The sequence below is a fragment of the Mammaliicoccus sp. B-M6 genome (assembly GCF_022386965.1).
Lineage (GTDB): Bacteria > Bacillota > Bacilli > Staphylococcales > Staphylococcaceae > Mammaliicoccus > Mammaliicoccus sciuri_A.
The window spans coordinates 1-12014 of record NZ_JAJNHJ010000049.1 but is presented as its reverse complement, the minus strand read 5'-3'; the positions used below and the strand labels follow the sequence as shown (position 1 = coordinate 12014).

Sequence of the window (12014 nt, the reverse complement as noted above, 5' to 3'; positions counted from 1 at the left end):
CGCTCTCTTCTCATAAAAAGACCACCTACTTTCTTAATTTTAACAATACTTCTCTTTAAAGAAGTTGTCCAATTAAGTGTAGACGGTCCAGACAGAAAGAAAGAGATCTTGAGGACTCTAGACATATAGGACATATTGTTACACGCTATAAAGATGGGGGTTTTCCAAATATACCAGATGATTTAGACGACTTCGAACAATTTAAATCTAGGTGTGATGATAGACAATATGACCATTTCCATATCGGTAACTATAAGCGAATAAATGTTACGCACTTTGAAGATGTTAATTTAAATGAAATTTTATTATGGATAAACAACCAATTTAAACATTAAAACGCGTCTGGGATATATAAATGTCCCAGGCGTTTCAGTTTGTTATGCGCAATAATGATATATGTAATACTTTAGTTAGAAGTTTGGTTGATTTTATTTAAATTTTCGTAAGTGATATTTTTGCAAGTATTTAATGTTTCTTTAATCGCATCATAATTGATGTTTTTTAAAATGATAGAACGTTCATCTAAAGGATCTCTCACTTTATTGAAGTATTTCAGTTCCTCTAGTGATTTCAATGCACCTGTTAATTCTGAAGAAGAAGGTTCAAACATGAGTCTGCGTAATTTACGGACGTAGACTTCCTCTTCATTGATTTCGTTAAGATAGAATAGTGTGATTAAATCCATGCGTTTTAAGTGCGTTTCATCAAAAATTCTATTAAAGATGTCTTTTTTAAGTAGTTCATAATGAATAATGTTTTCCATGTTATCCTCCTATTATTTGATTTTTAAATTTAATTGATTTTTTAAGTCTTTCGTATCTTTAAAAAAGTAAAATTGAAATGTCTAAAACTTGTTGATTTTTTCAAAGAGTAAATAGTTTACTCCTAAATAATACCAAAAAATTAACTACTTACGCAATATAATAAGTAAAAAATCATATGTAATTTATTAAAATAAAAAGTTGTAAAAATAATTGTATAATACAAATGAATTAATAATTATATTGTGTGAAATTGAAAAGTTGGATTTTAAAAAGAAAAAAATCTCGAACAATTGTCCGAGATTTAAAAAATTGATTAATAAAGTTTATATATTAAAGATTATCGATTTTTAAATTAACCATTAAATTTATTTGGATTTGGTCCAATACGCTTTCCTTTATTAAGTTCGTCCAATTTTCGTATATGAGTATCATTTAATTTGAAGTTAAATACATCAAAATTTTCTTCTATACGTGATGGTGTAATAGACTTAGGAATTGTGATAACGCCGTGTTCGATATTCCAACGTATGATAACTTGTGCCGGTGTTTTATTTATTTCTCTGGCAATTTGATTTACGACGTTATCTTTTAATATTTCTGAGTTCATTAGAGGAGACCAAGATTCCATTTGTATGCTATTTCTATCTAAATAATTTCTAAGTTCTAATTGAGTTAAATAGGGGTGAAATTCTACTTGGTTTAATACAGGTTTATATGTTGCTTTATTTGATAATATTTCTAAATGATCTATATTAAAATTACTTACACCGATATTATTAACTAATTTTTGTTGGTATAATTCTTCTAGTCCTATCCATGTGTCTAACATAAGATTTTCATCAGTACCTGGCCAGTGCATTAAATATAAATCTAAATAATCTAGACCTAATAACTTTAATGACTTTTCATATGCTCGTTTAACATTTTCCTTACCGTAATCTTCTAGCCATAATTTAGAAGTTATAAATAAATCTTCTCTTGAGATATTTGCTGCTTTAATTCCCTCTGAAATACCTTCTCCAACTTTACTTTCATTTCCATATATAAATGCTGCATCAATACTTCTATAACCGGAAATAATAGCGTGTTTAACTGCATCTTTTGCTGTGTCATCATTTTCCACTCTAAAAACACCTAATCCAACATTAGGCATAGTATTACCATTATGAAATGTTGTGTAATTCATGTTCAAAACTCCTTTATAATATTGTATGGAATAGTATAATTGCAATTAAAATAGAATGTAAGTACGCACTATTTAGTTCCATAGGTACAAAAAAGTAATATTCAAACTTAATAGTTGACGGATTAAAATATCATTGTATGATAATAACGAGTATTAAAATTTATAAATTAAAAATAAAAATATATATGGAGATGAATTTCATGATAAGAACAATGATGAACGGGAAGATTCATCGTGCTAGAGTTACAGAAGCTAATTTAAATTACGTAGGTAGTATAACAATAGATGCAGACATATTAGATGCAGTAGATATCTTACCAAATGAGAAAGTTGCGATTGTTAATAATAACAATGGGGCAAGACTTGAAACATATGTTATTGAAGGTGAAAGAGGAAGCGGTAAAATTTGTCTTAATGGTGCTGCAGCACGTCTTGTACAAGTAGATGATGTGATTATTATCATGAACTATGTTCAAGTAACAGATGAAGAAGCGAGATCACATGCGCCGAAAGTAGCAGTTATGAATGAGAAGAATGAAATTATTGAAATGATTCATGAAAAGGAAAGTCAAATAATTCTATAGAGGTGACTTAATATGAGTATTCTAGCAACGATTTTTGTCGTGATTGTAGCAGTTGAACATTTGTACATTATGTATTTAGAAACAATCGCTACGACTTCTAAAAAAACGGCAGAAACATTTAATTTAAAGCAACAAGAGTTAAAGGATAAAAATATTCAAACACTTCTTAAAAACCAAGGTATTTATAATGGTTTACTGGCATTATCATTATTTTATGGTGCCTTTTTATCTAGTAGTCCTAAAGAGTTTGTAGCGGTTCTGTTAATATTCATTATATTAGCGGCTATATACGGTAGCCTTACAAGTTCAAAGTCTATTATTTTAAAACAAGGTGGACCAGCAATTATTGCATTAATTCTACTATTAATATAGAACTCAGAAATCCCAAATGTGAACTTTTTGTTAACAGCTTTTCTACAATTTTTGAAAAGTGTAGACAAAGTATACACATTTGGGATTTTATCTCTTTTTAGGGGATATTACAGGTGTTAGTATAAACGTTATGCTGTATACACTGTATGCATAAACTATATAGTAGATTTAAGGGAGGAAATATTTTTGGCGAACTTTTTATACAAATTGGGTTCTTCTATAGCTAAACATAAGTGGTTAACAATATTTATATGGGTCATCTTATTAGCTGGAATCGTGACGCCATTAACGATTAATAAACCTACATTTGACAACGATATTACAATGAGTGGTATTAAATCAATCGACACGAATGAAAAGATCGAGAAAGAATTTAATCAAGATAGTGAAAAGGCAAATATAAGAGTTGTCTTTAAAAGTGAAGATAAAAAAGGCATAACGGATCAAAAAGTTATGCAAGATATTCAAAAAGCTTTAAAAGATGTAAAAGATAAAGATGATGATATTAAAGAAGTGACAGATCCTTATAAAAATAAACAAATTAATAAAGATCAAACAACTGCTTTTGCAGATATCAATTATAAAGTATCTCAAACTTCTATTAAATCGGATTCCGTTGATAAAGTTAAAGATGCTGTTAAATCTTTAGAAGATGATGACGATATTCAAACTGAATTAACAGGTAATGCTTTAACTGCAAATACTGAAATCGGTGGTGCTTCTGAAGCTATTGGTATCGTAATTGCTTTCGTTGTGTTACTTGTGACTTTCGGATCATTTATTGCAGCAGGCATGCCAATATTAAGTGCGGTTATCGGACTTGGTTCTAGTATTGGTACAATCGCTTTACTTACGTATTCATTTGATATTCCAAACGTTACGTTATCGTTAGCAGTTATGATTGGATTAGCGTTAGGTATTGATTATGCTTTATTCATTTTATTTAGATATAGACAAATTATTAAGACTGAGAAAAATCATATTAAAGCAATTGGATTAGCATTAGGTACAGCCGGAAGTGCCGTTATCTTTGCAGGGGTTACAGTTGTTATAGCTGTCTGTGGTTTAGCACTAGTAGGTATTGATTTCTTAGCTACAATGGGATTTGCATCAGCGCTAAGTGTTATCTTTGCTGTACTCAGTGCCATTACTTTACTACCAGCATTGATTAGTATATTCCATAAACAAATTCATCCGAAAAAACGTAAAATACATTCAAATGAAAGTTTGGATACACCATGGTCAAAATTTGTAGTAGGGAAACCATGGATTGCATTAATCATCGGATTTGTTATTTTAATCGCAGCAGCACTACCTGTTACACATATGCGTTTAGGTATACCTGATAATGGTATGAAACCAAATGATTCTACAGAGAAGAAAGCATATGATATTATTTCTGACGATTTTGGAGAAGGATTTAATGGCCCAATCGTCATGCTTGTAGATACTTCTGACAAAAAAGATAATCCAAAATCATTACAAAAAGATTTACAAGATTTGATGAAAGATGTAGACGATATTAAAAATGTTGAAACCGTCACACCGCCGCAATTGAACAAAGATCAAGACTATGCACTTGTGACAGTTCTTCCTGAAAAAGGACCAAATGCAGAATCAACATATGATTTAGTTCATGATTTAAGAGATTATAATAAAGATGCCAAAGACAAATATGATTTAGATACAGAAATATCAGGTCAAAGTGTTATTAATATAGATATGTCTGAAAAACTTAACGAAGCAATACCATTATTTGCAGGCGTTATTATATTATTAGCCTTCATATTATTAATGGTTGTATTTAGATCAATTATTATTCCTTTAAAAGCAGTGCTAGGATTTGTATTATCATTAGCAGCGACTTTAGGATTTACAACACTTATTATGCAAGATGGCTTTATGAGTAGCCTATTTGGCGTAGATACAACAGGTCCATTATTAGCATTCTTACCTGTTATCACAATAGGGCTGTTATTTGGTTTAGCTATGGATTACGAAGTATTCCTTATGTCGCGTGTACATGAAGAGTATGTACGTACAATGAATAATACGAAGTCCATTAAAGTCGGTCTTAAAGAAAGTGGACCAGTCATTGTCGCAGCAGCACTCATTATGTTTAGTGTATTCATCAGCTTCGTATTCCAAGATGATGTGATGATTAAATCAATGGGTATAGCATTGGCATTCGGTGTATTATTCGATGCATTTATCGTAAGAATGACAATTATTCCAGCATTGACGAAACTATTTGGTAGAGCATCATGGTATATTCCAAATTGGTTAAATGCAATTTTACCTAAAATCGATATTGAAGGTCATGCATTAAGTGAGAATAATCACGTTACAGAAGAAGCAGATACAAACAATACAAATGCAACAACAATAGAAGTAAGTTCAAAAACAAAAGCATTGTACGATAAGATAGATGATGCAAATAAAGATGAAGTATTATATGAAGCATTGCGTCAACATAGTCGTAAGCAAGAACACAATACTCAAGAAGATATTAAAACGAGCACAGACAATCAAGAAATCATAGAAATATTGAATCAACAAACTAAAAATATCGAACAAGTAAACCAATTAGTAGAACGTTTGATAAATAAGAAATAATAGAATTAGGAAAAACGCCGGAACAGCAGAAGTTCCGGCGTTTTTTTGGGTGGAGAGGAAAATTTATAAAAGATGTGAGTTAAAGAGGTAATAAACTCACAAGATTGAGAAACATGTGGGTTAAAGGCGGAATAAACACATGAGAGTATAAAAGATGTGAGTTAAAGGTGGAATAAACACACGAGATTGCGAAAGATGTGAGTTTATTCTATATAAACACATTATTTACCCACCACCCCCCACATTCTGTAACGCCATTTCACAAAATTCCACAAAATTTTTTATCATTGAAATATTGTTTCAAAAATGAGATAATGTAAACGATTCCAATAGGGGTGTGTTGATATGTTAGGGTTTTCGGTATATTTAGGTGAAGCGTTTGATGAAGTATATATTGAGACGATGCTCAATCATGGTTTCAAGTATGTGTTTACTTCTCTTCAAATTCCTGAAGAGGATTCGGAATTGTATTTTGATAGGTTGAAGGAATTGAAGCTACTTATTGGTGATAAAGCTGAAATTATAGCTGATGCGAGTCCGCATGCTTTTCAAAATCTTGGACTTTCTTATAAGCAACCGGAAATATTAAAAGGTTTAGGTATTGATTATATAAGGTTAGATATTTCTCTAGCGATTCCGGATATTATTTCTTTATTAAGTGAAGTTAAAATTGTCTGTAATGCGAGTACGGATGCGATAAGTTTATTGGATGAACTTAAAGAACAAGATATTGATATGTCTCGTATTATGGTTGCGCATAATTATTATCCTCGTCCTGAAACTGGACTGGATAAAGCTTACTTTATAAAGCAAAATACAAAATTAAAGACATTATTCCCGGATATATCAATTATGGCTTTTGTACCAGGTACGGTATATAGAGGTCCGGTATATGAAGGCTTACCTACATTAGAAGATCATAGATATTGCCACCCATTAGTTGCTGCTCATGAATTAGCAGCTTTAGAAGTAGATGATATTTGTATAGGGGATACAGGTATCGATACAACAACGATTGATCAATTCAACAACTTCTTTCATAAAGGAATCGTGTCACTTCAAGTGCAATCTGAAACAAAGCATTTAGAAAGTTATATTGGGAGAATTTTTCATAATAGAAAAGACAAAGCTAGAGATGTGATTAGAGCGGAAGAAGGACGACAAATATTTCAATCTGAAATATTGCCTGAAAACACGGTTGCAAGAACAAGGGGTGCGATCACTTTAGATAATAACAAGTATGGTCGCTATATGAATGAATTACAAATCGTCAATAAAGATTTAAAACGTCATGAAGCTGTTAATGTTATTGGACATATATGCCAACAAGATATACCGTGTATAGATTTAATTGATGCGGGTACAGCTTTTCAATTTGTTAAGGGGGAAGAATAAATGGATATCAGTCGTTTAACGACAGAATCAAGAAACGAGCACTCGTCTAAGTTAGACACATTAACACCTGAGCAATTTGTTGATGTTATGAATAACGAAGATCAAAAAGTGGCTCAGTTTATTAAAGTAGAAAATCATGCTATTGCTCAATTAATTACACAAGTTATTAAAGGATTAAACAATGGTGGAAGATTAATTTATATGGGCGCAGGTACAAGTGGTCGATTAGGTGTATTAGACGCAGCTGAATGTGTACCAACATTTGGTGTAACACCTGATGTTGTCGTTGGACTTATTGCAGGTGGTCCAAGTGCGATGACTGTAGCTGTTGAGGGTGCAGAAGATGATGAAAGTCTAGGAGAACAAGATTTAAGAGATTTAAATATTAATGAACATGATACGGTTATCGGGATAGCTGCCAGTGGTAGAACACCATATGTAATCGGTGGTTTAAGATACGCACAAAGTATAAATGTACCTACTGGCTGTGTCACATGCAATAAAGCATCTGAAGTTGGTAAACATGCAGATTATCCAGTCCAAGTAGATGTCGGTCCTGAAGTATTGACGGGTTCAACGAGATTGAAGGCAGGTACTGCTCAAAAATTAATTCTTAATATGATATCAACAGGGGCAATGGTTGGTATAGGAAAAGTATACGAGAATTTAATGATTGATGTTAAACCAACTAATAAAAAATTAAAACAAAGAGCCGTAAACATGATTCAAGAAGTACTACAAACAACGGATGAAGATAGTGAGAAATTATTCAAACAGAGTGATGAGCAAGTGAAAGTCGCAATAGTAATGGGGATGCATGGGATTTCTAAAGAGGAAGCATTAGAAAGACTTAAACAAGCTAAGGGGTTTGTGAGAAATACGTAAATTAAGGGGTGTGTAGGCTATGACAAAAGAAAGAGAGATTGCACAAAATATTCTCAAAGAAGTTGGGGGAAGAGATAATTTAGACAAAGTGATACATTGTATGACACGTGTCAGAATGAATATCGTCGATTACAGTAAAGTCGATGTCGAAGGTTTAAAGAATATAAAGGGTGTAATGGGTGTAGTAGAAGATGACATGCTTCAAGTTGTGATTGGACCAGGCACTGTTAATAAAGTAGCTAATGAAATGAGTTCAATTATAGGGGTTCCTTTAGGTGAAGATATAAAGCATAAAGCATCTAATAAAGAACAAGTTGAAAAAGAAGCGGATTTATTTAAGCAAAGTATTAATAAGAAGAATCAAACAGCATTTAAAAAAGTATTAAGATCTATTGCTAATATATTTGTACCATTAATTCCAGCTTTTGTTGGTGCAGGTTTAATAGGTGGTATTTCTGCAGTACTATCTAATATGTTAACTGCAGGTACATTAGATGGTGCGACATGGGAACAGTTTGTATTAATATTCGATATCATTAAAAATGGTATTTTCGCATACCTCGTGATTTATGTGGGTATTAATGCGGCAAAAGAATTTGGTGCGACACCAGGTTTAGGTGGTGTTATTGGTGGTACAACCATGCTGACGGGTATGGATCCAGAAAGCCCACTTAAAAATATTTTTAATGGAGAACCATTAGCTGCCGGTCAAGGTGGTGTCATTGGTGTTATCATTGCAGTTTGGATTTTATCTTTAATAGAAAAAAGATTACACAAAATCGTTCCGAGTGCGGTAGATATCATTGTCACACCTACGATTACACTATTTATTATGGGACTAGCAACAATTTTCTTAATCATGCCGATTGCCGGCTTTATTTCAAATGGCTTATTAGGCGTAATAGATTGGGTTCTAAATATCGGTGGTGCATTTAGTGGATTTGTACTTGGTGCAACGTTCTTACCACTTGTAATGTTTGGCTTACACCAAGTATTAACACCGATTCATATTGAAATGATTAATCAATCTGGTGCGACTTATCTCTTACCGATTCTAGCTATGGCTGGTGCAGGTCAAGTAGGTGCAGCATTTGCATTATGGTTTAAATGTAGAAAAAATAAAAAGATTATCAACTTACTTAAAGGGGCATTACCAGTTGGTATTTTAGGCATTGGAGAACCATTGATTTACGGTGTAACACTTCCTTTAGGTAGACCATTTATCACAGCATGTATAGGTGGCGGTGTTGGTGGTGCAGTTATCGGTGGCATCGGTCATATCGGTGCATCAGCAATTGGACCAAGTGGCGTTTCACTTATTCCACTTATTTCTGATAATATGTATTTAGGATATATCGCAGGATTGCTAGCAGCATATCTTGGCGGATTCATTGCCACATATTTATTTGGAACAAATAAAGAAATGACGGCACCACAAGAATTAGAAGAGGATTAAAGCATATGGAACATCAACATTTACTCATATTTATAAAAGAACAAATGCCACGTTTAACAAAACATGAAAAACGTATTGCAGAATATTTTATTGAACATCCAGAAAAAACAATTAACTTGAGCGCTAAAGAACTAGGCAAATTAACAAATACAAGTGCAGCTTCTGTTATTAGATGTACACACAAACTTGAATTTAAAGGATTCACAGACTTGAAATTAGCAATTTCTAGATATTTACCGCAACATGAACAAAGTATTTATCAAGAAATTAAGCAAGATGAAACAGTCGACTCAATTAGTAAGAAGCTCATCACAAGAGCTTCTCATACACTTGAAATGACAGAAAAGAATATTTCGAGTAAACATATTGAGCAGGTCGTTGATCAATTATACGATACAGATACGATTATCGTATTTGGTGTCGGTGCTTCAAGTTTGGTTGCTCAAGATTTGTATCAGAAGTTCACTAGAATAGGTAAGCAAGTGATTCATTCTTTAGATACACACTTTTTAGCTACAGCCATTGCTTCACATAGTGATAGTTGTGTGCTCATCGGTATATCTAATTCAGGAGAGAATCATGAGACGGTATCATTAGCCAAAGTAGCTCGAAAATATGGTGTAAAAATAGTTGGTTTAACACAGTCAGAGCAGTCTACATTAGCAAAAAAATCTGATATATATTTAATTCATGATGCAAGTTCAGAAAAAAGTTTAAGATTAGCAGCGACAAGTTCTCTTATTTCTCAACTTATGACAATAGATATTCTTTTCTATAGTTATTTATCAAGAAATTATGATGAACACGTTGTAACGATGAGCAAAACAAGAGATGCAGTGGAATTGTATATAGAATAGTATGATTAAGAGCATGGACATTTGTCCATGCTCTTTCTATTAAGTATTATATTGAAAAAATAATAAAAAAATAGTACAATTTAACTAATAAACCTATTGCCAAAATATGTAATGTAATGATATTAATAATTTCAAAAAAGTTTAAATATCCTAAAGAAAAAGAAATGGCATAAGACAAATTATATAAATATTCTTCAACTCTATGAAACGAACATAACAGTCATCTAAGCGCTTATCATCACATTTCATATAATAAGAATTAAAGAAAGTTAGCGTGAAATCATGAAACAAGTGGAAATTATAAGAATATTAGATGATACGTCATTTATTATTAATGCAGGAACAAATAAAGGTATTAAACCTGGTTATTATATTGATGTATTGAAAAGGGATAAGTCATATAATTATATTGCAAAAGTAGAAGAAGTTTATCCTGAGTTATCTTTATGTACAAGATATGGGGAACAAAGGTTATTTTATGGGGATGTTGTAAGAATTAGGTATCCAGATGAGTTTAATATAGAAACAAAAGTTATTAAATCTAAAACAAATAGACGAAAAAAGAGAGGATGAGATCGCCGAATCTCATCCTCTTTCCCGTTTAATATGTCATATAAATTAAAAAACAAGTAACGTTGTAGATTTACAAGAATACTTTATCATATAATGTATAGATTTTCCAGAAATAAGTATGGAATCTTTGTATAAAATTTAAAATTATTAATTTAAAATTTAAATTGTGCACGTAATTATGTTCGATATGGAAATATGAGATAAATAAATGTATAATAAAGAAAAAAATAGAATGGACTGAGAACACGTGGCAAACCAATATGAGCGTTCTGCAAAGAAAAAGAAATCAACAGCATTCAAAATAGTAACGACAATCGTCATTATTTTATTACTCGTATTTTTATTAGTGATCGCATTTTTTGTCTATAAATTCTTCGCATTAGGTAATTCAATACATAATCCATTAGACAGAGATAAATCAGAATTAAGAAAGAAAGCAGTAGATACAAACGGCGATCCGATATCTATTGCATTATTCGGAATAGACTCAGATTCAACAAGAGCAGCTGAAGGCGGCGGAGAACGATCAGACTCAATCTTATTATTATCTATCAATCCTGATAAGAAAAAGACTGTAATGGTAAGTGTACCTAGAGATACTAGAGCTCAAATCGTAGGTAGAGATTCTGTCGAGAAAATTAACCATGCATATGCATACGGTGGACCAAAGATGGCCATTAATTCTTTAGAGAAATTAATGAATGTACCAATTGACCATTATGCGACGATTAATATGGATGGTGTTAAAGAATTAGTAGACCAAGCAGGTGGCGTAACTGTTACAAGTAATGCAACATTCACAGTTAAAGGTAATTCATATGTTAAAGGTCAAAAATATAAGCTTGAGGGAGACGAAGCTTTAGCATTTATTAGAAGTAGAAAAGAAGATGGCGCTGGTGGAGACTTTGGTAGACAAGAAAGACAACAACTTGTTATCCAAGCATTAGCAAAAGAATTAGTAAGTATCGGTTCATTACCGAAAATCAACCAAATCTTTGATACATTAGGCGATAATGTTCAAACAGATTTAAAAATTTCACAAATCAATAGTTTAAGATCTAAATATAGTGACGCATTAGATAATGTTGATAGAAATCAATTAGAAGGTCAAGATACGATTCTAGATGATGGATTGTATTATTTTGTACCTAGCGATTCAAGTAAGAAAGAAGTCGTAGATAACTATCGTACTAACTTAGAATTAGATTAAATATAAAAAATCTTGGACATCAAACGGCACTGCACCCTTACTAAGGGAGCTCAATAAAAACACTATTTTCTAGGCTGCTAATTTCCTATATTCTATAGGGGATAAGTAGCCTAGTT

General features: G+C 32.0%; 11 protein-coding genes. 9 read left to right on the top strand and 2 right to left on the bottom strand.

Translation table 11 applies throughout. The features are described 5' to 3' along the window. Nucleotides 1-406: 406 nt before the first annotated feature. Nucleotides 407-763 (bottom strand): transcriptional regulator, SarA/Rot family, encoded by a 357-nt coding sequence (locus LQ693_RS12635; RefSeq protein WP_107566032.1) that lies wholly within the window; start codon nt 761-763, stop codon nt 407-409. A gap of 353 nt (nt 764-1116) precedes the next feature. Next, nucleotides 1117-1950, bottom strand: coding sequence for an aldo/keto reductase (locus LQ693_RS12630; RefSeq protein WP_107566031.1), 834 nt, complete (start codon nt 1948-1950; stop codon nt 1117-1119). 200 nt (nt 1951-2150) lie between these two features. Between LQ693_RS12630 and panD the strand changes: the two genes are divergently transcribed. From panD to LQ693_RS12585, 9 genes are all read left to right on the top strand, one after another. After that, nucleotides 2151-2534: an aspartate 1-decarboxylase gene (gene panD, locus LQ693_RS12625; RefSeq protein ID WP_025905023.1), complete on the top strand. Its 384-nt coding sequence runs from the start codon at nt 2151-2153 to the stop codon at nt 2532-2534. A gap of 12 nt (nt 2535-2546) precedes the next feature. Next, a complete protein-coding gene (locus LQ693_RS12620) occupies nt 2547-2906 on the top strand; it encodes a DUF1304 domain-containing protein (RefSeq protein ID WP_025905022.1) in 360 nt (119 codons plus the stop codon). A gap of 186 nt (nt 2907-3092) precedes the next feature. Continuing rightward, nucleotides 3093-5522, top strand: a complete 2430-nt coding sequence (locus LQ693_RS12615) for an MMPL family transporter (protein WP_107566030.1) — start codon at nt 3093-3095, stop codon at nt 5520-5522. A gap of 345 nt (nt 5523-5867) precedes the next feature. Further along, nucleotides 5868-6917, top strand: coding sequence for a MupG family TIM beta-alpha barrel fold protein (locus tag LQ693_RS12610; protein WP_107566029.1), 1050 nt, complete (start codon nt 5868-5870; stop codon nt 6915-6917). Beyond that, nucleotides 6918-7802: an N-acetylmuramic acid 6-phosphate etherase gene (murQ, locus tag LQ693_RS12605; RefSeq protein WP_239703237.1), complete on the top strand. Its 885-nt coding sequence runs from the start codon at nt 6918-6920 to the stop codon at nt 7800-7802. It abuts the gene before it with no gap. Nucleotides 7803-7821: 19 nt separating this feature from the next. Further along, nucleotides 7822-9258, top strand: coding sequence for a PTS transporter subunit EIIC (locus tag LQ693_RS12600; protein ID WP_107566028.1), 1437 nt, complete (start codon nt 7822-7824; stop codon nt 9256-9258). A gap of 5 nt (nt 9259-9263) precedes the next feature. Further along, entirely contained in the window at nt 9264-10115 is an 852-nt protein-coding gene (locus LQ693_RS12595; protein ID WP_025905017.1) for a MurR/RpiR family transcriptional regulator, read from the top strand. A gap of 282 nt (nt 10116-10397) precedes the next feature. Further along, nucleotides 10398-10688, top strand: a complete 291-nt coding sequence (locus LQ693_RS12590) for a hypothetical protein (protein WP_025905016.1) — start codon at nt 10398-10400, stop codon at nt 10686-10688. A 247-nt stretch (nt 10689-10935) separates the two neighbouring features. Beyond that, on the top strand, nt 10936-11898 hold the full coding sequence (locus tag LQ693_RS12585; RefSeq protein ID WP_025905015.1) for an LCP family protein: 963 nt from the start codon (nt 10936-10938) through the stop codon (nt 11896-11898). The last annotated feature ends 116 nt before the right edge of the window (nt 11899-12014 follow it).

Excerpts from the sequence above, each read along its gene's own strand:
- LQ693_RS12635 (WP_107566032.1), bottom strand. The coding sequence starts at position 763 with ATGGAAAACATTATTCATTATGAACTACTTAAAAAAGACATCTTTAAT.
- LQ693_RS12630 (WP_107566031.1), bottom strand. The coding sequence starts at position 1,950 with ATGAATTACACAACATTTCATAATGGTAATACTATGCCTAATGTTGGA.
- panD (WP_025905023.1), top strand. The coding sequence starts at position 2,151 with ATGATAAGAACAATGATGAACGGGAAGATTCATCGTGCTAGAGTTACA.
- LQ693_RS12620 (WP_025905022.1), top strand. The coding sequence starts at position 2,547 with ATGAGTATTCTAGCAACGATTTTTGTCGTGATTGTAGCAGTTGAACAT.
- LQ693_RS12610 (WP_107566029.1), top strand. The coding sequence starts at position 5,868 with ATGTTAGGGTTTTCGGTATATTTAGGTGAAGCGTTTGATGAAGTATAT.
- murQ (WP_239703237.1), top strand. The coding sequence starts at position 6,918 with ATGGATATCAGTCGTTTAACGACAGAATCAAGAAACGAGCACTCGTCT.
- LQ693_RS12600 (WP_107566028.1), top strand. The coding sequence starts at position 7,822 with ATGACAAAAGAAAGAGAGATTGCACAAAATATTCTCAAAGAAGTTGGG.
- LQ693_RS12595 (WP_025905017.1), top strand. The coding sequence starts at position 9,264 with ATGGAACATCAACATTTACTCATATTTATAAAAGAACAAATGCCACGT.
- LQ693_RS12590 (WP_025905016.1), top strand. The coding sequence starts at position 10,398 with ATGAAACAAGTGGAAATTATAAGAATATTAGATGATACGTCATTTATT.